General features: G+C 68.3%; 17 protein-coding genes, 1 rRNA gene and 1 pseudogene. 6 read left to right on the forward strand and 13 right to left on the reverse strand.

All coding sequences use genetic code 11. The features are described from left to right. Positions 1-266: 266 nt before the first annotated feature. The gene (locus J1902_RS19950; RefSeq protein ID WP_207617753.1) at positions 267-533 is read left to right on the forward strand and encodes a transposase; all 267 of its coding nucleotides are present in this window, start codon (positions 267-269) and stop codon (positions 531-533) included. A 168-nt stretch (positions 534-701) separates the two neighbouring features. Here the strand turns inward: J1902_RS19950 and J1902_RS17985 are convergent, their stop codons facing one another. The 6 genes from J1902_RS17985 to J1902_RS18010 form a co-directional block, all read right to left on the reverse strand. Beyond that, entirely contained in the window at positions 702-2,072 is a 1,371-nt protein-coding gene (locus J1902_RS17985) for an NtaA/DmoA family FMN-dependent monooxygenase (protein ID WP_207617754.1), read from the reverse strand. A gap of 9 nt (positions 2,073-2,081) precedes the next feature. After that, positions 2,082-3,143: an LLM class flavin-dependent oxidoreductase gene (locus J1902_RS17990; RefSeq protein WP_207617755.1), complete on the reverse strand. Its 1,062-nt coding sequence runs from the start codon at positions 3,141-3,143 to the stop codon at positions 2,082-2,084. Continuing rightward, positions 3,140-3,973 carry a DUF1684 domain-containing protein gene (locus tag J1902_RS17995; RefSeq protein ID WP_372434593.1) on the reverse strand — a complete coding sequence of 278 codons (834 nt, stop codon included), beginning with the start codon at positions 3,971-3,973 and terminating at the stop codon, positions 3,140-3,142. The genes J1902_RS17990 and J1902_RS17995 overlap by 4 nt, the downstream gene beginning before the upstream one ends. Before the next feature lie 137 nt (positions 3,974-4,110). Beyond that, positions 4,111-5,127 carry an ABC transporter substrate-binding protein gene (locus J1902_RS18000; protein WP_207617757.1) on the reverse strand — a complete coding sequence of 339 codons (1,017 nt, stop codon included), beginning with the start codon at positions 5,125-5,127 and terminating at the stop codon, positions 4,111-4,113. A gap of 9 nt (positions 5,128-5,136) precedes the next feature. Then, positions 5,137-6,066 carry an amino acid ABC transporter ATP-binding protein gene (locus J1902_RS18005; protein WP_242702188.1) on the reverse strand — a complete coding sequence of 310 codons (930 nt, stop codon included), beginning with the start codon at positions 6,064-6,066 and terminating at the stop codon, positions 5,137-5,139. After that, positions 6,063-7,010, reverse strand: coding sequence for an amino acid ABC transporter permease (locus J1902_RS18010; protein WP_207617758.1), 948 nt, complete (start codon positions 7,008-7,010; stop codon positions 6,063-6,065). Before J1902_RS18010 ends, J1902_RS18005 begins: the two co-directional genes overlap by 4 nt. A gap of 243 nt (positions 7,011-7,253) precedes the next feature. Here J1902_RS18010 and J1902_RS18015 point away from each other — a divergent pair, with 243 nt between their 5' ends. Continuing rightward, positions 7,254-9,215, forward strand: a complete 1,962-nt coding sequence (locus J1902_RS18015) for an FAD/NAD(P)-binding protein (RefSeq protein WP_207617759.1) — start codon at positions 7,254-7,256, stop codon at positions 9,213-9,215. Position 9,216: 1 nt separating this feature from the next. Next, the gene (locus J1902_RS18020) at positions 9,217-9,732 is read left to right on the forward strand and encodes a GNAT family N-acetyltransferase (RefSeq protein WP_207617760.1); all 516 of its coding nucleotides are present in this window, start codon (positions 9,217-9,219) and stop codon (positions 9,730-9,732) included. A gap of 97 nt (positions 9,733-9,829) precedes the next feature. On the opposite strand, the gene J1902_RS18025 is transcribed toward J1902_RS18020, so the two are convergent. Together J1902_RS18025 and J1902_RS18030 are read right to left on the reverse strand one after the other, a co-directional pair. Continuing rightward, entirely contained in the window at positions 9,830-9,988 is a 159-nt protein-coding gene (locus tag J1902_RS18025) for a hypothetical protein (RefSeq protein ID WP_207617761.1), read from the reverse strand. A gap of 172 nt (positions 9,989-10,160) precedes the next feature. Then, positions 10,161-10,418: pseudogene (locus J1902_RS18030) on the reverse strand (Gfo/Idh/MocA family protein); the annotation flags it as partial. 87 nt (positions 10,419-10,505) lie between these two features. On the opposite strand from J1902_RS18030, the gene J1902_RS18035 reads away from it, so the two are divergent. Further along, positions 10,506-11,546, forward strand: a complete 1,041-nt coding sequence (locus tag J1902_RS18035) for a LacI family DNA-binding transcriptional regulator (protein WP_207617762.1) — start codon at positions 10,506-10,508, stop codon at positions 11,544-11,546. Between the two features lie 24 nt (positions 11,547-11,570). Here J1902_RS18035 and J1902_RS18040 read toward each other — a convergent pair whose 3' ends face one another. After that, positions 11,571-12,074 carry an IolE/MocC family protein gene (locus tag J1902_RS18040; RefSeq protein WP_207617763.1) on the reverse strand — a complete coding sequence of 168 codons (504 nt, stop codon included), beginning with the start codon at positions 12,072-12,074 and terminating at the stop codon, positions 11,571-11,573. 185 nt (positions 12,075-12,259) lie between these two features. Here J1902_RS18040 and J1902_RS18045 point away from each other — a divergent pair, with 185 nt between their 5' ends. Further along, positions 12,260-13,957, forward strand: coding sequence for a helicase HerA-like domain-containing protein (locus tag J1902_RS18045; protein ID WP_207617764.1), 1,698 nt, complete (start codon positions 12,260-12,262; stop codon positions 13,955-13,957). A 93-nt stretch (positions 13,958-14,050) separates the two neighbouring features. Continuing rightward, entirely contained in the window at positions 14,051-15,079 is a 1,029-nt protein-coding gene (locus tag J1902_RS18050) for a hypothetical protein (protein WP_207617765.1), read from the forward strand. Between the two features lie 98 nt (positions 15,080-15,177). Here J1902_RS18050 and J1902_RS18055 read toward each other — a convergent pair whose 3' ends face one another. The 4 genes from J1902_RS18055 to rrf form a co-directional block, all read right to left on the reverse strand. Then, the gene (locus J1902_RS18055) at positions 15,178-17,181 is read right to left on the reverse strand and encodes an NHL domain-containing thioredoxin family protein (RefSeq protein WP_207617766.1); all 2,004 of its coding nucleotides are present in this window, start codon (positions 17,179-17,181) and stop codon (positions 15,178-15,180) included. Then, positions 17,181-19,352, reverse strand: coding sequence for a bifunctional copper resistance protein CopD/cytochrome c oxidase assembly protein (locus J1902_RS18060; RefSeq protein ID WP_207617767.1), 2,172 nt, complete (start codon positions 19,350-19,352; stop codon positions 17,181-17,183). The genes J1902_RS18055 and J1902_RS18060 overlap by 1 nt, the downstream gene beginning before the upstream one ends. 122 nt (positions 19,353-19,474) lie before the next feature. Then, positions 19,475-19,762 (reverse strand): HU family DNA-binding protein, encoded by a 288-nt coding sequence (locus J1902_RS18065; protein ID WP_207617768.1) that lies wholly within the window; start codon positions 19,760-19,762, stop codon positions 19,475-19,477. Positions 19,763-20,284: 522 nt separating this feature from the next. Continuing rightward, positions 20,285-20,401 (reverse strand): 5S ribosomal RNA (gene rrf, locus J1902_RS18070). Positions 20,402-20,487 lie beyond the last annotated feature (86 nt).

Consider the following 20,487-nt stretch of genomic DNA (forward strand, 5'->3'; position numbering starts at 1 on the left):
GCGCCGGGCCGTGCCGGAATGTGACTGTTCGTTGGGAATGGCGGTTTTATTTCGGCTCAAATGGCGGTTCCTGACCTCAGGTCGCTGACCATCTGCTGTGTCATACCGGGCAATCTCGGATTCGACGCCAACGAGAACCGCCATTCCCAACTGTGAACTAACCGCCAAACGAATGGTTCTGGCACGAATTTCGTGAATCGGGGACGAGCGGGTCCGGCTCGAGGCCGTGCTGGCCAACTACCCGGAACTGGAGTCCGCCACCGCGCATGTACGCGGCTTCGCCGCCATGCTCACCGGCCTGCGCGGCGACCGGCTCCGGGACCGGCCTGGACAAGGCCTGCATCGACACCCTGCCGAGCCTGCACTCCTTCGCCAACGGCGGCGACCGGGACCTGGACGCGGTCATCGCAGGGCTGACCCTGCCCTACAGCTCCGGCCTCGTTGAAGGGCACGTCAACCGGGCCAGGATGATCAAACGCCAGATGCTCGGCCGAGCCGGCTTCCATCTCCTCAGGCAGAGAGTGCTCTCATGACCGAACCACGCCCGATCCCCGATTCACTAAATTCATGCCAGAACCAATTAGCCCTGCGATTCACACCATGGGACTAGAGCTGCTGCTCCCACACCGTCAGCTGCAGCCTCACCGTGTCGTCAGTCCAGACGGAATCCACGACGTCGGCGCTTTCCTCGCGCGCCCTACTCACCGGACGCTCGCGGCAGCCGCGGGGATCAGCTCCGGCGAACGTTCCGGCGTTGCCAGCCCCAGGTTTTCGCGGAGCGTGGTGCCCCGGTATTCCGTGGGGTAGACGCCGCGTTCCTGCAGTTCGGGAACCAGTTGGTTCACGATGTCGTCCAGGCCCGTGGGGATGAGCCACGGCGAGATGTTGAAGCCGTCCACGGCACCAACGCGGGCGTACTCGGCGAGGTGGTCGGCCACAGCGGTGTAGGAGCCGGTGAAGGTGGCATCGATGCGTGCCGTCTTCGAAGTGACGAACTGCCGGATGGACAGTCCCCGTTCCTTGGCCTCGGCCCGCCACTGGTCCGCGAGCTGCCGGGCCTTGGCCCCGTGGAAGCCGCTGCCGCGGGTCTCGGAGGTCTCCTCCACCACGGGGTCGATGTCCGGCAGCGGCCCGTCCGGATCGTAGGCGGACAGTTCGCGGCCCCAGAACTGTTCCAGGTAGGCCACGGCCTGCTGTGGGCCGATCTGCAGGCTCCGGACCCAGGCCTTCTTCTCCTGGGCTTCCTGTTCGGTGGCGGCCAGGATGAACTCGCTGGCCGGCATGATCTGGACGTCGTTGGCGCCCCGGCCCGCGGCAAGGGAGCGCGCCACGATGTCGCGGCGGAACTCCACGGCGTCGTCGAACTTCGGGTGCGCCGAGAAGATGACGTCCGCTTGGCGGGCGGCGAAGTCGCGGCCATCCGGGGAATCGCCGGCCTGGAAGAGCACCGGCCGGTACTGCGCGCTGCGCGGCAGCCGGGGTGTGACATCCACGGTGTAGTGCCGGCCCTCATGGACCACCCGGTGCGCAGGGCCAGCCGGTGTCTCCCAGGAATCCCAGATCCGCTTGGCGGTCTCCACGAACGCCTCGGCGTGGACGTAGCGGTCGGCATGGTCCAGGTAGCCGCCGCGGCGGAAATTGGCGCCAGTCCAGGCGTTGTCCGTGGTGACCACGTTCCAGGCAGCGCGTCCGCCGGACAGCAGATCCAGGGAGGCCAGCCGGTGGGCCAGGTCCGCGGGATCGTTGTAGGTGGTGTTCTGCGTGGCCACGAGGCCGATGTTTTTGGTCACGGCAGCCAGCGCGGCGAGCATGGTCTGTGCGTCGGGCCGGCCCACCACATCGAGGGCGTGCGGGCGGCCCAGGTGCTCGCGCAGGCGCAGTCCCTCGCCCAGGAAGAACGCGGCAAACTTTCCCCGCTCGGCGGTCTGGACAATGCGCCGGAATGATTCGAAGTCCGTCTGCGAGCCCGATTCCGGGGCCTTCCAGATGGTGCCGGAGTTGACGCCCTGGAAGAAGATGCCGAACTGGAGCTGCCCTGAGGGCTGGTATTTAGCATGGATGTGCTGAGTCATGATCTCCCCTTAGTTTCCGCCGCCAGCGGCGGCCGTGTTTGAGCGTGCGTAGCGGCTCTCCGGGCGTTCCAGCCGGAGCAGATCACGGAACGTACCGTCCTGGATCGGCGCCCGCAACGCACCGCGGCGACCAAGTTCGGGCAGGACCAGTCGTGCAAGTTCGTCCAGCTCAATGGCGAGCGACGCCGGGTGCAGGCGCACGCCGTCGGCCTCCTTGAGGAGCGAATCCAGGTAGTCTGTGAGACCGGCAGCCGAGCCGACAAAACGCGCACGGCCGCTTTCCGCGGCGAGCCGCGAGGCCGCAGCCTGCCCGCGGGCGTCCAGGACGACGTCGAGCTCGGCAACAACGGCAACCGAAGCGCCCAGGCGGGCGCGCACCTCGCAAACCTCGGCGGCCAGAAGTTCAGGAGTCGGCGCGGTGACGAGCACGGCGTCCACGGCGTCCGGCGAAAGCTGTCCGTCCCCTACCAGCGACGCAGCGGCGAGCACCGGCAGCTGTCCCTGCAGCGGCCGCGGGATGATGGACGGCCCCTTGACGGAGTAGCCGGGACCCGCGAGGCCAGCGGGAGTTTCGAAGTCCACATAGTGCAGCTTGTCGACGTCGATGTACCGGCCGGTGGCGACATCGCGGATCACGGCGTCGTCCTCCCAGGAGTCCCAGAGCCGGCGGCTGACTTCGATGGACGCCGCGGCTTCCTGTGCCAGCGCTTCGCCGTTGACAAAAGAGCGTCCGACGGCGGCCGCCGCCTCGGGCGACTGCGCCGCGGTGGCGATCCACCCGGCGCGGCCGCCGGACACGTAGTCCAGGCTGGCCAGCTGCGTGGAGATGTGGAAGGTCTCGGTGTAGACGGTGTCCGCTTCCGGCACCAGGGCGATGGTCCGCGTCACGGGGCTGGCGAAGGCCGCACGCTGCAGGGCGTTGGCACGGCCGGGAACCGGCGCATCGGCAAAGGTCGCCACGTGGAACCCTGCGGACTCGGCGGCGAGGACGGCCTGCGTAAGGCTCGTTCGTTCCCAGCCTGCGCCGTCGAGTTCAATGGCTAGGAAGCCGGCCTTGGGTGTAGTGCTCACTGCTGCTCCTGCCTTTCGTAGGGGATCTTTTCGCCGGCTTCGATGGCCACCGGCAGCCGGTTCTCGGCCGGCGGCAAGGGGCAGGTGGCGAGGTCGGTGTAGGCGCACGGCAGGTTGATGGCGCGGTTGAAGTCGAGCCGCACGGTGCCGTCCGCGGCGGGCACCACGGTGAGCGATCGGTTGGCCGCGTACGTGGTCTTGCCGGAGGTGGCATCGGTGAACAGCACGGACAGCGTGCCCGGCGCGTGGCCGTTGAACGCGGTGAGCGCGAACTCCTGGCCGGCCAGCTGGAATCGGATCTCGCCCGGAGCCTCGTAGACGTGTTGGATGCCCTCGACGGCGGCCCCCACCGTGGTGGGACGCGGCACCTCGAACGGCACGAAGGTGCCGGTCACGGCGAAGGCAGCGTCGGGCGCGTACGACGGCGTACCGCGGTAGCTGCGCAGCAGCCCGTTCTCCGGATTCCGCGGCCGCACGATGTACGAGCCACCGCGCTTGGCCAGCTCGATCACGGTGTTGCCGGAGACGAGGTTGATGCCGCCGCGTTCCTCGATCGGCCCGAACTCAAGCGTGGCGCCAGCCGCGGTGTTCAGTTCCCGGCCGTCCCGCAGCAGGCTCTCGCCGGGCTCAAGGACAACACTCACGACGTCGTTCTCCACGCTCCACGTGCCCGGGGCACCGTCCAGCCGCGCGGCTTGGCCGTCCAGCCAGTGCAGGTGCGTGACGGCGAGGAAGCCGTGCGGGTGGGCACGGTGCTGCTCGTGGGCGGCGTGCCAGTCTTCCCAGGCGGCGGCGAAGGTGTCTGTTTCAGTGGGCGTAGATACTGGCAAGATCGCTCCTGTTGAAGTCGTGGTCCGAGGTGATGGTGGCGCCGTCTGCACCACCTGGTTCAGACGGTCCGCCGTGGAGACGATCTCTCCGGTGACCGGGTTCTTCAGGTGCGGGATGATGTCCAGGATTTGGAACTTCATTTCGCTGCTCCTGTCTGGGCAGCCCCGAACGTGGCCTCGGTGACGGTCTTGGATTCCGGCAGGGCTTCCTCGGACAGGCCCCAGCGGTCCAGGACCTTGCCGTAGGAGCCGTCCTTGATGGCCGAGTTCAGGGCATCCGTGATGGCCGGGGCCAGGCCGTTGCCCTTCAGGGTGGTGGCGGCCACGAGGGTCTCGCTCGGCCAGCCGGCGTTGACCTTGCCCACCACTTTGAGGTCGTCGCGGGTGTTCTCCCGGTACGTCACCGAGGGGTAGGGCGCGATGTTCAGATCGGTCCGGCCGGAGGACAGCGCCAGGATGGTATCGGCGTCGGAGGAGTAGTACTGCAGGGTGGCGGGCGCCTTGCCCTTGGCCTCGAGCTCCTTGTTCCAGGCCAGGAGGATCTTCTCCTGGTTGGTGCCCGAGCCCACGGAGACAGTCAGCCCGGAGATGTCGTCCGCGCCGTTGACGCTGTAGCTGGACGTCTTCTTGGCCTCGAAGCCCATGTAGGCGGCGCGGTAGCTGGAGAAATCGAAGAGCTTCACACGGGCGGCGTTGATGCCCACGTTGGAGAACACAGCCTCGAAGTCGCCGGACTGCGTCTTGAGCGGCCAGTTCTCCCAGGACGTCACCTGCACGTCCAGCTCCAGCCCCAGCTTGTCCGCCACGAGCTGGGCGAGGTCAAGCTCGACGCCGATGGGCGTCTTGTCGTCCGTGGCGTGGAAGGACAGCGGGATGGAGCCGGCCGTGGTGGCGACGGTCAGCTTGCCGTCCTTGCCGACGGCCGCGGGGACCTTGGCAGCCAGCGCGGCGTTCTTCTCTGCGCGGATGCGGTTCTGTTCCGGGGAGGTGTTGTAGACGACGCCGTTGCGCGCCGCCGTGGTCTCCGGTGTGGTTCCCGCGGCGGAGGCGCCCGGATCGGAGCAGCCGGCGAGCGCCGGGAGGACGACGGCGGGAAGGACGGCGAGTGCCAGGAGCCTGGACGTGATGCGGCGCCGGGTGCTGGTGCGAAGCATGGTGGGTTCCTAGATGTTGAAGGCTGGTTCGATGACTTTGGAGAAGAAGCTGCGGGTGCGTTCCTCGCGGGGGTTGGTGAAGATGTCCTGCGGCGTGCCCGATTCCACGATCTGGCCCTGGTCCATGAACACCACGGTGTCCGCCACATCGCGGGCGAAGCCCATCTCGTGCGTGACGATGATGAGGGTGGTGCCGGAGGTGGCGAGCTCGCGGATGACGTCCAGGACCTCGTTGACCAGTTCCGGGTCCAGAGCCGAGGTGGGTTCGTCGAAGAGCAGGATCTTGGGGTCCAGGGCGAGCGCCCGGGCGATGGCGACGCGCTGCTGCTGCCCGCCGGAGAGTTGGCGCGGGTAGGCGTCTGCGCGGTCCTTCAGGCTCACCCTGTCCAGGAGTTCCAGGGCGCGGGCACGGACCTCCGCCGTGGTGCGGCGCCGCGGGTCCCCGGGACGCAGTGCGACGAGGGGTGCCTCGGCCACGTTCTCCAGGGCGGTCAGGTGCGGGAACAGGTTGAAGTTCTGGAACACCATGCCGATGTCTGTGCGCTGCTGGAGGATGTCCTTTTCGCGCAGCTCGTGGAGCTTGGTGCCGCGCACCTGGTAGCCCACCAGCCGGCCATCGATGGTGATGTACCCGCCGTCCACCTTTTCCAGGTGGTTGATGGTCCGCAGCAGCGTGGACTTCCCGGAGCCCGAGGGCCCCACGATCACGGTCACGCCGCCCGGCGGCACGGACAGGGACACGCCCTTCAGGACCTCGGTGGCACCGAAGGACTTCCGGACAGTGCTGATGTCCACCTGGCCGCGGCTTGCGGCGGGGGCACCAGGGGCGGCCGGCGCCGAAGCGGCGGCAGCGGGGAAGGTGGCCGAAGCGGCAGCCGGACCGGCAGCGGAGGCTGGCTCCGCCGTCGTCGGCTGCTTTGGCGTGACCGTGGTGCTCATCGGGGGCTCCTGGCGTTCGTGACGGCGTGGGTGGCAAAGAATTTCCGGGCCTTCTGCAGCGGGGTCAGCGGCAGGGTCCGCAGGGCGCCCTTCGCGTAGTGGCGCTCGATGTAGTACTGGAAGACGCTCAGCACCGAGGTGATCACCACGTACCAGAGCGTGGCCACCAGCAGCAGCGGCAGGACCTGCTGTGTGCGGTTGTAGATGACCTGCACGGTGTAGAAGAGCTCGGAGTAGGCCAGGACGTACACGATCGAGGTGCCCTTGACCAGGCCGATGATCTCGTTGAACGCATTGGGCAGGATGGCGCGCATGGCCTGCGGCAGCACGATCCGGGTGGAGCGCCGCCAGGCCGGGATGCCCAGGGCCGCGGCTGCCTCCAGCTGGCCCTGGTCCACGGAGAGGATGCCGCCGCGGATGATTTCGGCGGAGTACGCTGCCTGGTTCAGGGTCAGGCCCAGGACGGCGGCGGCGAACTGGCTGATGAGCGTGGTGGTCTGCACCTCGAAGAAGCGGACGTCCGTGAAGGGGATGCCCAGGCTGATCTTCTCGTAGAGGTAGCCCAGGTTGTACCAAAGCAGCATCTGGACCAGCAGCGGGGTCGAGCGGAAGATCCAGGAGAACGTCCAGGAGACGGAAACCAGCAGCGGCGAGGCGGACAGCCGCATGAGCGCCAGGATGAAGCCCAGGACAAAGCCGAGAACGCCGGAGATCGCCGTCAGCTTGAGGGTTTCCACGAGCCCGCTGACCACGGACTGCGCCGTGAACCACTGGGCCACCACGCCCCATTCCCAGCGCGGGTTGGTGGCCAGGGACCAGGCCACGGCGGCGACTCCGAGGGCCACCACAACGGTGCCCACCCAGCGCCAGGGGTGGCGGGCCGGGACGAGCGTATAGTCGGAGTAGTCGGCGGCGGGTACGGCCGGGGCAGTGATGGTGCTCATGCGCCACCTCCTTTCATATCGCTTGTTGTCTATCGGATGGCTGCCAATCTAGGGGCGCCGCGAAAGGCTCTGCAAGGCGGTTTTTTGCACTTCTTCACGCGGCTACGCGGGGCGTCATGAGTCCGTTTTTTGCGCTTGTTGACGCGGAATGACGCACGGTGAACGGCCGTGACCGGCGCCTCGACCGCGGCCCCGCGGCCTCCCTAGATTGGGCTGCACCAGCCACCGCCACCAGGAGTTGCCATGCCGTCCACAGTCCCCGCCATCGTGTTCATCGGCGGCGGTCCGCGCGCAGCCGGCATCCTCGAACGGCTCGCCGCCAACCGCCCCGCCCTCTTCGACGGCCCGCTGCGCATCCACGTGGTGGAACCGCACGAGCCCGGCTCCGGGAGGATCTGGCGCCATGACCAGAACCCGGGCCTGCTCCTGAACTCCACCGCCGCGGACGTCACCATGTTCACAGATGGCTCCGTGGCCTGCGACGGTCCCGCAGTGGACGGCCCCGGCCTCGCCACTTGGGCCGCCGGCGTGCTGGACGGCTCCATCCGGGACGTCCCCCGGCTGGAGCCGCACCTTCTGGCGCAACTGCACGCGCTCACGCCGGCGTCGTTTCCGAGCCGCCAGCTGCAGAGCAAATACCTCGAGTGGTTCTTCCGCCGAGCCGTCGCGGCCCTCGGCCCCGGCGCCTCGGTGACCGTGCATCGCGACACGGCCACCGCCGTCGAGCGTTCCGGCACCTCAGGTTCCGGCACCTCGGCGGAAGGGCCCGACGGCGGCCGGCACCGCGTGCGCCTGGCGTCCGGCGCCGCACTGGACGCCGACGTGGTGGTCTATGCCCTGGGCCACACCGACTCCAGGCCCGATACCGAATCGGAGCGGATGGCCGCCTTCGCCGCCCATCATGGTGGCTTCCATGCGCCGCCGTCGTACACCACCGACGTCGACTACTCGGCCATCGCCCCCGGCCAGGACGTGATCGTCGCCGGCATGGGCCTGGCGTTCGTGGACCTGCTGGTGCTCCTGTTCGAGGGCCGCGGCGGGCGTTTCGAGGAAGGGCCCGACGGCGGCCTGGAGTACCTGCCGTCCGGCGCCGAGCCGCGGCTCTGGGCCGGGTCGCGCCGCGGCGTGCCGTACCACTCCAAGATCTCCTCCACCCTGCGCGGCTACGCCGCCGGGACTCCGCGGTACTTCACGGCCGCCGCTATGGAGTCGCTGCTGGCGCAGCATGACGAGCTCGATTTCCGCACGCAGCTGTGGCCGCTCATCGCGAAGGACGCCGGCTACGCCTTCTATCGTGAGCTGTTCACGGGTTATCCGGAGCGGGTGCTGGGCACGTGGGCGGACTTCGCCGCCCGTTTCGACGCCGTCGACTGGTACAGCAGCGGGCGCGACGAGCTGGTGGCCGCGGCCGTGCCGGATCCCGCGTTCCGGCTGGACCTCGAAGCCCTCGACCAGCCCCTCAGCGGCTGCGCGTTCTCCAGCCACGCGGCCGTGCAGAAATCGGTGGCCGCCTATGTGGAACACGATCTCGCGCTGCGCACGGATCCGGACCATTCCGAGACCCTCGCCCTGTTCACGGCCCTGCTGAAGGTCTACATGGAGCTGGGCCGGCTGGTGCCGCAGGAGCGGCTCAACTCCCGTTCCCAGCGCGCCGTCCACGGCTGGTGGCACGGCTTCTTCAGCTTTGTCGATTCCGGGCCGCCGCCCCACCGCCTGCGCGAGCTCCTGGCCCTGCACCGGGCCGGACTGGTGCAGTTCCTGGGGCCCGGCATGTGGGTGCGCGCCGACGAGACCACTGGCAGCTTCGTTGCCGGTTCGTTCCAGTCGCCGGTGGTGGTGGACGCCGCCGCATACATCGAGGCCCGCCTGCCGGCGCCCTCCGTGGAGCGCTCCGCCAACCCCGCGCTGGCGGAGCTGCATGCGAGCGGCAGGGGCACCGAGCAGCGGCTGCTCACCTCCGACGGCGCCCACTCCACCGGCAAGCTGCTGGTCTCCGGGGAGCACGAGGTGCTGTCGCCGCTGGGCGCCCCGCAGGCCGGGCTGTTTGCCGTCGGGCCGTGGACCTCCGGCTGGGGCGCGGGCGCCTTTGCCCGGCCCAACACCAACGCGGCGCCGTTCCGGGAAAACGACGCCCTCGCCCGCCGCATCCTTGGCGGGCTTTCGGCCACTCTCCGCGTCCCCGCCGCGCTCACACGAAAGGCATGACATGACCAGCACCCCTACACGGCCGGCGTCGGGCATCACCGTCCTGAGCCTGCCCATGCACGATCCCCGCGTCCGGCCGCTCCTGGACGAACTCGCCGTCGAATACAGCACCCGCTATGGGGACTTGTTCGGCAGCGGTGGCGCGGCGGAGGAACTCAACAGGTACCCGGCGGGCGAATTCGCCGCGCCGCACGGGGCCCTGCTCATCCTGCAGGAGAACGGCGAAACCATGGCCGGCGGGGCGTTCCGCCGCTACGACGCCCGCACTGCCGAGTTCAAGCGGATCTGGACCCACTCCTCGCACCGGCGCCGCGGCCTGGCCCGTGTGGTCCTCGCAGAGCTCGAGGCCGAGGCCGCCCGCCGCGGCTACAGGAGGATCTACCTCACCACCGGCCCGCGGCAGCCCGAGGCCAAGAGCCTCTACCTGGCTACCGGCTACACGCCGTTGTTCGACCTCGAGGCCGACCCCGAGCAGATCAAGCACCTGGCGTTCAGCAAGCCCCTCGCGTCCAGTTAGCTGCATGCGTTCGGACGGCTCGACGAGAGGTGAGATCTCGACTCTTTCGATCATTCAAAGAGGCGAGATCTCATGTCTCGTTCAGGCAGAGTCTTCCTCAGGCGGCGTCGTGCCACCAGCCCTCCCAGGCGCTGGACGACAGGCGAGTGGTGGGGAATCCGGCGTCCTCGCCCGGGGTGCCGTCGCCGCTGTCCCCAGCGCCGCCGTCGTTCCGGCCTGCATCTACAAACAGGCTAATGGTGTTCCAAAGCAACATCGGGGTGTCCTTCCACTGGTAGCTTGGACGTCTTTGTCCAGGTGAAAGCAGCCTATGCGGCGATTGTTTCCTTGCATCGACGTTATGTTTCCGCGGTGTACCACTTATCTCACCCGCCCGATCCGCGCCCCGGAACGAAAACAATCGGCACGGACACCAACGGGCACACAAATCAGAGCGTGATCTCCGGGATGTCGACGGTGCGGCGCTCGTCGTTGGACTGCAGGCCCAGCTCGGCGAGCTGCACGCCGCGGGCAGCGGAGAGCAGGCCGAAGCGGTGCTCGCGGCCGGCGACCACGTCGCGGAGGAATTCTTCCCACTGCAGCTTGAAGCCGTTGTCCAGCTCGGCGTTCGCGGGGACGTCCTGCCACTGGCTGCGGAGGGAATCGGTGAAGGGCAGGTCCGGGTTCCAGACGAGCTTGGGCGTGTGGATCCACGCGATTCGGGCAAGCGCTTTCCGGAATTTCCCGCTCGACTGCCATAATTGCTCAGAGCGCTCCACCAGAAAGGAAGTCCCGTGGCCGCAAGCACCCTGGCAGAGGTAGCCAAGCTGGCAGGAGTTTCCCTGGCCACGGCTTCGAGAGTCCTCAACGGCTCCGCGAGGAAGCCCGGCGAGGGCATCGCCGAACGCGTCCGGGCCGCCGCCGAGTCCCTCGGCTACGTCGCCAACGCCCAGGCCCAGGCCCTGGCGAAGTCCAGCACGGGGCTCATCGGGCTGATCGTCCACGACATCGCGGACCCCTACTTCTCAGCGATCGCCCAGGGCGTCCAGGCCGCCGCCCGCCAGGAACACCGCATGGTGCTCCTGGCCACCACAGACGGCACGCCCGCAGCCGAAAAAGAGGCCGTGGTGGCCTTTGCCGCGCGCCGGGCCGAATCAATCGTCATCGCCGGATCGCGTTCCACCCGGGCCGAGGACGCCGGCGCCAACGCCGAGCTCGCTGCGGAACTGGACCGCTACTGCCGCAACGGCGGGCGCGTGGGCGTCCTCGGCCAGCCAGTGATCGGCGCCGCCGAGACGGACAGGTACTACACCGTCGCAGTCCCCAACGAAGAGCTGGCCAGGGAGCTCGCACTGGAGCTGGCCGCGGACCACGAAGGCCCCTTTGTGATTGTGGGCGGACCCGAGGGCCTGGCCACCTCGGACGAACGCATCAAGGGCTTCCAGCGGGGACTGTCCGACGCCGGCCGGCCCACGGCTGAGCTGCTGCGCGCCCCGTTCAACCGGAACGGCGGGTTCGACGCCGGCGTCGGGATCTCCCGGAAGCTCGCCACGGCGGAACAGCCGCGGCCCTGCATTTTCGCAGGCAACGACGTCATGGCCATCGGCGTGGCGGCGGCGTTCCGCGAACACGGGCTGAAGATTCCGCGCGATGCGGCCCTGGCCGGCTTCGACGATATCGAATGGCTGCGCGATTTCCGGCCGGCGCTGTCCACTGTGAGCCTGCCGCTGGAGGAGCTCGGACGCCTGGTGACCCTGGGGGCCATCTCCGACGACGTCGGACCGGCCACCGTTGAGGGCAGTGTGGCGCTCCGCCGAAGCACTTCCTCTTCCTGAGCCGCGATGCCCTTCTGAGCCCCGTCATCTCTTGAGCCCCGCAACTCGCGACCACTTTTGATGCTCTCCGCAGCTCCGGACGGCGCGCCCACAAGGAGCGAGGCCGCAAAGGTGGTCAGTTGTTGAGGCTACGCGGCGCCCATGGCGATCCTGCGCAGGAAGCCGGCGTCGCTGGTGACGTAGCCGCAACGTGCCCTCCACCGTGCTGGTCAACGTTCCGCCATGGAATTCGAAGGCGAGCCGGAGGCCCTGCGCGCCGGCGAGCGCGGCGATGCGCCGGGTGTCCTCGACCACCGCGTCCCATACCTGCTGCCCAGCCTCGGCCGGCTCGACGGTTCCGGCCCAGATGCGCACGCGCGGCGCACCTGCCCTCACGGCCAGGGCAACCACCTCGTCAATGCTCAGGGCACGAAGGGTCACCGAGCAGATGCCGGGCGTGAGCGTTGCCGCCCGCTCCGTCGCTTCGGGGCCGGAGCAGGTGCCGGCGTCAGGACCGGCACCAGCGCCAGCCTCAGGGACAAATGCCATCGGGATTCCCGCAGTTCGCTCGGGGGAATACTGCTCCCCCCGGTAGCGGGAATGCGCTTCCGGGCGATCCTGCCCCGACACCCACGCAGGCCGTCGCCGCAGCCTCCACCCCGAGCGTTTTCGTTCCGGCAGCCACTTCAAACTCATTCGGCAAAACTGTCACTGTGCCCGGCTAAGCTATGCGCATGGCCAACAAAACCGCAGCTGAAAAACTCGCCACCATCCAGGAGGGCTACACCTTGCAGGGCGCCACGATTGAGCTTGGTGCCACGATCGTCGATGGCGAAGTCCACAAGGAAGCCCAGGTCCGCCTGCCCCTCGCCATGATGAACCGGCACGGGCTCGTTGCGGGCGCCACGGGCACAGGCAAGACCGTCACCCTGCACATGATGGCCGAGCAGCTGTCCACGGCAGGGGTCCCGGTGTTCCTCGCGGACATCAAGGGCGATCTCTCCGGCCTGGCCACGGCGGCCACGGCCAATGAGAAGCTGACGGCCCGCACGGAAAGCCTGGGCCAGCCCTGGGAGGGCAAGGTCTTCCCCGTGGAATTCCTCAGCCTGGGCGGGGACGGCAACGGCGTTCCGGTCCGCGCCACGATCACCTCGTTCGGCCCCATCCTGCTGTCCCGTATCATGGAGCTCAACGACACCCAGGAATCCACCCTGCAGCTGATCTTCCACTTCGCGGACAAGCAGAACCTGGAGCTCATCGACCTCAAGGACCTGCGCGCGGTCATCCAGTTCCTGACCTCGGACGAGGGCAAGGCGGAACTCGAGAACCTCGGCGGCCTCTCCAAGGCCACGGCGGGAGTCATCCTGCGCGAGCTCGTGAACCTCGAGGCCCAAGGCATGGAGAAGTTCTTCGGCGAACCCGAGTTCGATACCGCCGAGCTCCTGCGCACGGCCCCGGACGGCCGCGGCGTCATCAGCTGCCTCGAGCTCCCCACGCTGCAGACCAAGCCCATGCTGTTCTCCACCTTCCTCATGTGGCTGCTGGCGGACCTGTTCGAGGACCTCCCGGAGGCCGGCGACCTGGACAAGCCCAAGCTGGTCTTCTTCCTGGACGAGGCCCACCTGCTCTTCAACGGCGCGTCCAAGGCCTTTCTCGATGCCATCACCACCACGGTCCGGCTCATCCGGTCCAAGGGCGTCGGCATCTTCTTCGTCACCCAGACCCCCAAGGACGTCCCAGCCGATGTCCTTGGCCAGCTCGCCAACCGCATCCAGCACGCCCTGCGCGCCTTTACGCCGGAGGACGCCAAGGCCCTGAAGGCAACAGTTTCCACCTTCCCGGTCAGCGACTACGACCTCGAGGAAACCCTCACGTCTGCCGGCATCGGCGAAGCCGTGGTCACGGTGATGAACGAGAAAGGCGCGCCCACCCCGGTGGCACTGACCCGGCTGCGCGCCCCGGAATCCGTCATGGGCCCCAGCACGGACGAGCTGATCCGCAGCAGCATCGCGGCATCACCGTTGCTGGGCAAGTACGGCACGGCCGTGGACAACGTGTCGGCCTACGAGAAACTGAGCGGCCAGGGCGCGGCGCCCACGGGTGAGGCCGCCCCCGGCCAGCCACCGGTCCCCGGATCCGTCGTCCAACACGCCGTCGACCAAAACGCCGTGGACGCCGACGCCCGCCGGATCGAAGAGGAAATCCTCGGCCGCCCCAGTTCACGCCCTGCACCGCAGCCGCTCCCCGAAATGCCTGCGCCGCCGGCCTCCGCGCCCCAGCAGGACGGCGGCGGGATGTTCGGCGACATCGCCGGAGCCCTTGGCGGGGCGCTGGGAGGCGGGCTGAAGAGCATGGTCCGGTCCCTCGGCACCCAGCTCGGGCGCGAACTCCTCCGCGGCGTTTTCGGCACCTCATCGCGGCGCCGCCGCTAGGCATGGGATCACGACGGCGGGCCGCAGCGCTTTTCCGGCCGCCGTCGGCCAATGCGGCCCCCGTGCGTCACACCGGCCGCCCCCTGCGCGGGTATGCGTGCACTGGCAGGTAACGTAAAGAGCGTGCAGTTGAGCCAAGCATTAGTCAAGACCGCAGCCGGCTGGCTGCTCGGTCTGATGCTTGCTGCCGCCGCAGCGGTGGTCTGCGTCAACCTCGTGAGCGCCTCCGTGGCCAGTCCGCAGCAGCCCGTCCGGGAGTATCTGGAGGCCTTGAGGAAGGGCGAAGGCGAGGAAGCGCTGGGCCTGTTGCGGGCCTCGGTTCCCGGCGCCAACCCCGCCATGCTGGATGGCACGGCCCTGCAGACTGCGGCCGCCAAGGTGTCCGACGTCAAGCTCGGCAACGCCGAACCGCGGGGCGGCAACCGGGTGTCGGTCCCCGTGGACTACACGATCGACGGCAGCCGGCTCCACACCGATTTCCTCCTGGAACGGACCGGCACGCAGTGGCTGTTCTTCGCCAAATGGGCGTTTGTGCCCACGCAACTGCCCACCATCGAAGTCACGGTGGTGAACTCCAGCGAAGCCACGCTGAACGGCCTGCCGGTCAACATGCCCAACGGCCACAACAGCTTTGCCGTGTTCTACCCGGGCCACTACGAGGCCAGCCTGAACGGCTCGTTCTTCGAGGCGCCCGCCACCTCGGTCTCGGTGACCAGCAGGGATGGCGGCCAGGCGCCGCTGAACCTGAAGACCCGATCCACCCCTGCCATGAACAATGCTGTGGCCGAGAAGGTCAGGGAATTCTTGGACAGCTGTGCCGCGGAAGCCACCCAGCAGCAGCGGCTCCAGCCCAATTGCCCGTTCTACCACGCCGTCAGCAACCGCGTGGAGGCAGGCTCCATCGCGTGGGAAATCACCGAGTACCCCAAGATCAGCATCGAGCCTTTCGGCGGCCGGTGGGTGGTGGCACCGCTCAACGGCAAGGCCCGGCTCACGGCACGCGAAATCGACCTCTTCACGGGCACGGTCCGTGCCCTGGACGTGGTCCACGACTTCAGCTTCACCACCCGCCTGGACACCGCGGACCAAACCGTCACGGTCACCCCGATGCTGAGCCTCTAGACCCACACAAGAAGCCCAGCCGCAAAGCCCAACTGCAGGAAAGGCCCGGCCCCCGCCCCTCGGGGTCGGAAGCCGGGCCTTCCAGCAATCAGTGCAGATCAGTCCATGCCGCGCAGGTCCAGCACCAGGTCCGTGTCGCCGTCGGCCTGCAGGATCACCGGGATGCCCCAGTCCTGCTGGTACAGGTGGCAGGCGGCGTGGTCCGGGATCTCGCCGTCTTCGGTCTCGGGGCCGTCGCACGCCGCGGCGCGGGCCGTGATGTGCAGGATGCCTTCGGGAACGTCCGCTGACAGTTCGAGGGTACGCAGCAGCCCCACCGAGGTGCCGCCGCCGGAAACCAGCAGTTCGGGCGGGGTGGAGGAGATCTTCAGCTGCGTGGGGTCGCCCCAGCGGTCGTCCAGCTTCTGGCCGGTGGGGGCCGTGAAGCGCACGGTCAGTTCCAGCGTCCCCGGAGCGACGGGGCTCTTGGGCCGCTGCGTCTGCGAGGCGCCCTCGTCCACCTGCTGGGCTTCCTTGGGGATCGGGACCAGGACCAGCTGGTGCTTGTTGGATTCCACCACCACCAGGAGCGGCTCGCCGCCTTCGGGGTGGACCACGACGACGTCGCTCGGCTCCGCGAGCCCGCGCGCCAGCGTGGACACCGACTTGGTGGCGGGGTCGTAGCGGCGCACGGCACCGTTGTAGGTGTCGGCGATGGCCACCGAACCGTCGGGGAGCACGGTGACACCCAGCGGGTGCTGCAGGCGGGCATCGGCGGCCTCGCCGTCACGGAAGCCGAAGTCGAACAGGCCCTTGCCCACGGCGGACTCCACGGCCACGACTGGCTCGCCCTGTTCCCCTGAGCCCAGGACCAGGCGGCGGAGGGCCGAGGTCTCGGAGTCGGCCACCCAGATGTTGTCGTCGGCGTCCACGGCGAGGCCGGAAGGCTGGGCGAACCAGGCTTCCTCGGCGGGGCCGTCCAGGAGGCCTTCGAGTCCCGATCCGGCCAGGATCGACACTTCGCCGGACAACGGTTCGAAGGCGAAGATCTGGTGCGTGCCGGCCATGGCGATGACCACGCGCTGCAGCTTCTCGCTCCAGACGACGTCCCACGGCGACGACAGCGAAACGTCCGTGCCAAGCCCCAGCACCCCGACGTCCACGGCGTCCGCCGCGAAGTCAGCCGGACCGCCGTCGTGGTGTTCCGGAGCGGCAGCCGAAGACCAGACTCCCGCACCGGACTCCGTCACGCGGGCCGGACCGGCGTCGAGCAGGCGCTGCACGCCGTTGCCGGCCACGGTCTGCACATAGCCCGAGCTGAGCGTGACGCCCCGGAGGCGGTGATTCACGGTGTCGGCCACCACGGCCTCGTAGCCGAGCTTCCAGGCAAGCTCGGACGGGAGCACGGCCACGCCCTGCGGCTCGTTGAACTGCGCGATCTCCGCCACGCCGTCCAGGTAGCCCTTGGTGCCGGAGCCGATCACCCGCTCCACGGTCTCCAGGTCCGGGCGGAGCTCCACCAGGCGGTGGTGGCCGGAGTCGACCACCAGGTAGTTGCCGTTGGCCAGCAGGGTCGCCTTGCCCGGGAAGCGCAAAGTGCCCGACGTCGGGACGGGAGCCACATACGGGCCGTCGCCGCGGTGCAGGGTCCCCTTGGCCTCGTGCTCGGCCACGAGTTCCTCGAGGAGCACGGCGAGGCCGTCAGCGTGGCCCTCGCCGGAAAGGTGGGCCACGATGTAGCCCTCGGGGTCCACCACAACCAGGGTGGGCCAGGCGCGGGCCGTGTAGGCCTTCCAGGTGGCGAGCTCGGGGTCATCCAGGACCGGGTGGTGGATCTCGTAGCGTTCCACGGCGGCGGCGAGGGCCACGGGGTCGGCCTCGTGCTCGAACTTGGGCGAGTGCACGCCCACCGTCACCAGGACGTCGGAGTACTTTTCCTCGAGCGGGCGCAGCTCGTCCAGGACGTGCAGGCAGTTGATGCAGCAGAAGGTCCAGAAATCCAGCAGCACGATTTTGCCGCGCAGGGATTCCAGGTCGAGGGACTTGCCCCCGGTGTTGAGCCAGCCGCGGCCCTCCAGTTCGGAGGCCCGGACCCGCAGGTGGGTGCGTACGGTTTCGCTCATCAGCGTCCTTCCAGCTTTGTATGGGGTTCGGCCTGCTCGGCAGTCCGTTCTGCAATCCTGGCATCGCGGTCTGCGAGCCGGGCAAACATGTCGTTGTAAGCGTTCAAGTCGGCGTCGTTATTCCGGTCTGCTGCGCGGTCGGTGCGTTTCGTCTCGCGCTCGTCCGAACGGGACCACATGATCGCGACGCCGATCGCCACCAGCAGCGTGGGCACCTCGCCGATGCCCCAGGCCACGGCCCCGCCCATTTGCTGGTCCGCGATGGCCGACCCTCCCCAGATCCGGCCGAGGTTGCCGAAGTAGTCCGCTGCCAGCAGGCTGGTGCCGCCCATGATGGCCACGCCGAAGAAGGCGTGGAAGCCCATGGTAGCCAGCAGGAGCAGCAGCCGCATGGGGTACGGAGCGCGGCGCGGCAGCGGGTCGGTGCCGATCATGCTGAGCACGAAGATGTAGCCGGTGAGCGCGAAGTGCGCGTTCATCAGCTCGTGGCCCACGTGGTCGCGCATGGCGAAGCCGAAGGCGTCCGAGTAGTAGAACAGGATGATCGAGCCGGCAAAGTTGGCGGCGGCGAACAGCGGGTGCGTGACGAGTTGGGAGAACCTGGAGTGCACGAACAGCAGAAGCCATTCGCGCAGGCCACGGGAGCCGTGGGCGCCTTCGCCGCGGGACGGCAGGGCACGCAGCGCAAGCGTCACCGGCGAGCCAAGGACCAGGAACAGCGGCGCCACCATGGTCAGGGCCATGTGGTCCACCATGTGCGCGGAGAACAGCACGCGCCCGTAAACCGCCGGCGGGCCGGAGGTGATGAAGGTCAGCACGGCAAGGCCGATGATCCAGTTCACGGCGCGGAACCAGGACCACCGGTCGCCGCGCCTGCGGAGCTTGATGATGCCCAGGATGTAGGCCACCGCCCCGAAGAGCGCGATGCCCACCCACAGCCAGTCGAGGCGCCATTCGGTGAGCCAGCGCGTGGGCGTCAGCTCGGGCGGCAGTTCGTAGCCGGAAAGGATGAACGACGGCGAGGCGTCCGGCGCGTAGGTGGTGGGCTCTGGCGGTGCCGAGCGGCCCAGCACCACGGCGAGTCCCGACGTCGCGCCCATCACCAGCAGCTCGACGAGCACCAGCTGCCACAGCACGCGGCGGGCGGACATGGCGTTGCGTCCCAGCTGCGGGATGACCCACTGGCGGTGCATGAAGCCGATGCCGCCCAGCACCAGCGTGGCTGCGGCCTTGGCCAGGATGAGCTGGCCGTAGGCGGAGCCGGTCAGGTCGCCCCAGTTGGTGATGCGGATGCTGGCGTTCACCACGCCGGAGGCGAAGACCAGCACGAAGGCGAAGCCTGCCAGCGCGGAGAAGCGCCGGAGGGTTTGTCCGGTGATGTCGGTGGTGCCGGCCGTCTTGGAGCCACGCAGCAGGCCCGAGAGCACGGCGAGCATGATGATGCCTCCCACCCAGGTGGAGACACCCACCAGGTGCAGGCCGAGGGAGTTGATGGCGCCTTCGTGGTCGCTGGAGCTGGAGGAGTGGCCGATCAGGGCTGTGGGCACCAGGCCGGCCAGGGCCAGGACCAGGGTGATGGCCAGCCCGGTCAGCGAGCGGACGCCGAACAGTGCGGTGGTGACCACGGCGGCGATGATGGTGACGGCAAGCCACGCCTGCCCCGCTTCGATGTCCGTCATGAAGAAGACCAGCGAGCGGGTGAACTCGGCGTCGCCGGAGAGGCCCAGCCCCGCGACGTCCGAATAGGTCAGTACGAGGACTGCGACGGAGGACAGCGTCCAAGCGGCGCCTGCCGCGGCCGCCACCGCCAGTGCACGGGTGAACGCCGGGTGTTCAGGGGCGTCCGCATCCTTCTCCCGGGAGCGGGAGCCGCCGATGTTCCTGGGCAGGATCCCGACGGCGAAGATCAGGCCGCCGATCACGGTGGCGAGGGAGCCGTTGTGGATGGCTTTCGCCGCCGGCAGGCCCCAGCGGACGAACGCGCCGGGATCGGCCACTTGGCGGGCCGCTGCGGCGCCGGAGAACAGCAGTGCTGCGGCGAGGGCCAGGAAGAGCGCGGCAAGGCCGGCCAGCTGCCAGGGAAGGGAAATCCCCGCGACGGCGGCACCTCCCGGTGTTCCCGGCTTGGGAGCAGGCGAAGGGGCAGTTGCGGGCTTTCTTGCAGATGGCACCTATCCATTGTCCGCTACCCGTCGCCGGGCTGCGAATCGGCCGGCCTGCGGATCTCACGGTTAAAGCAGGCAGGGCGGCAACCAGCAGGTTGCCGCCCCTCCAAGGTGTGCTCCGACGTTGATTACTTCTTGTTGGAGACAGCAGCCTTCAGCTTGGAACCGGCGGTCAGCTTGACGCTGTGGCCAGCGGCGATCTGGATGGTTTCGCCGGTCTGCGGGTTGCGGCCGGTGCGTGCTGCACGGTCGGTGCGCTCAACTGCGAGCCAGCCCGGGATGGTGATCTTCTCGCCGGCGGCGACGGAAGTCTCGAAAACCTCGAACATTGCATCGAGCACGGAGTTGACGGCTGCCTGGCTGGTGCCAGCCTTGCCTGCTACCTCTGCAACAAGTTCACTACGGTTCTTAGCCATTTGCGTCCTCCTGGACTGATACGTTTCTAGAGCTTTCAAGCGGAGTGCGAGCAAGCCACTGCTCGAAAACTTACCAGCTTGGACGGACATGGCCAGCAAATTCCGTGTGTTTCCGCGCTTTTTTGAGCAAAATCACCGGATTTCCGGGGTTTTCGGGTCCGGAACCCCTCCAGGGCGGCTTTCCCAGCCCCTTGCCAGGCCGCTTTCCGGCCGCTTCCGGCAGGCCTGTTCACGCCACATCAGGGCCCGACGCCAGCCGCCGGCCCGAGCCTGTGGCCGCTTTCCAGGCCCTGCCCGTCCGGACGCTCTCTCACGTTTGGGGCATTTTGCCCGGACGCTCTCGCACTTTTGAGGCTTTTGGCGGACGTTCTCTCACGTCCGATCGGGAGGTGGGAGAACGTTTGTCGGTAACCACTCAAAGGTGAGAGCGCGATCCGCGAAACCGGCTCGGGCGCGCCTGTTTTGGTTGTTAAATGGCGGAAGCCCCGACCGTCATGGTCGGGGCTTCCGTGCTGAATGTGTGTCCGGCGGTGTCCTACTCTCCCACACCCTCCCGGGTGCAGTACCATCGGCGCTGTGGGTCTTAGCTTCCGGGTTCGGAATGGGACCGGGCGTTTCCCCCACGCTGTGACCGCCGTAACCCTGTGACCCGTTCCGCCCGTGCTGTGCCCGGGGGGCGGGAAGTGTGTGGTTACAACATGCGAACCCTGTTCGGGGTTCCGTGG

It is taken from the genome of Arthrobacter cavernae, assembly GCF_017368795.1.
Taxonomy (GTDB): Bacteria; Actinomycetota; Actinomycetes; order Actinomycetales; family Micrococcaceae; genus Arthrobacter; species Arthrobacter cavernae.

Coding starts and splice junctions, on each gene's coding strand:
- J1902_RS19950 (WP_207617753.1), top strand. CDS start 267: ATGTACGCGGCTTCGCCGCCATGCTCACCGGCCTGCGCGGCGACCGGC.
- J1902_RS17985 (WP_207617754.1), bottom strand. CDS start 2,072: ATGACTCAGCACATCCATGCTAAATACCAGCCCTCAGGGCAGCTCCAG.
- J1902_RS18000 (WP_207617757.1), bottom strand. CDS start 5,127: ATGCTTCGCACCAGCACCCGGCGCCGCATCACGTCCAGGCTCCTGGCA.
- J1902_RS18005 (WP_242702188.1), bottom strand. CDS start 6,066: ATGAGCACCACGGTCACGCCAAAGCAGCCGACGACGGCGGAGCCAGCC.
- J1902_RS18010 (WP_207617758.1), bottom strand. CDS start 7,010: ATGAGCACCATCACTGCCCCGGCCGTACCCGCCGCCGACTACTCCGAC.
- J1902_RS18015 (WP_207617759.1), top strand. CDS start 7,254: ATGCCGTCCACAGTCCCCGCCATCGTGTTCATCGGCGGCGGTCCGCGC.
- J1902_RS18020 (WP_207617760.1), top strand. CDS start 9,217: ATGACCAGCACCCCTACACGGCCGGCGTCGGGCATCACCGTCCTGAGC.
- J1902_RS18025 (WP_207617761.1), bottom strand. CDS start 9,988: ATGTTGCTTTGGAACACCATTAGCCTGTTTGTAGATGCAGGCCGGAAC.
- J1902_RS18040 (WP_207617763.1), bottom strand. CDS start 12,074: ATGGCATTTGTCCCTGAGGCTGGCGCTGGTGCCGGTCCTGACGCCGGC.
- J1902_RS18045 (WP_207617764.1), top strand. CDS start 12,260: ATGGCCAACAAAACCGCAGCTGAAAAACTCGCCACCATCCAGGAGGGC.
- J1902_RS18050 (WP_207617765.1), top strand. CDS start 14,051: ATGCGTGCACTGGCAGGTAACGTAAAGAGCGTGCAGTTGAGCCAAGCA.
- J1902_RS18055 (WP_207617766.1), bottom strand. CDS start 17,181: ATGAGCGAAACCGTACGCACCCACCTGCGGGTCCGGGCCTCCGAACTG.
- J1902_RS18065 (WP_207617768.1), bottom strand. CDS start 19,762: ATGGCTAAGAACCGTAGTGAACTTGTTGCAGAGGTAGCAGGCAAGGCT.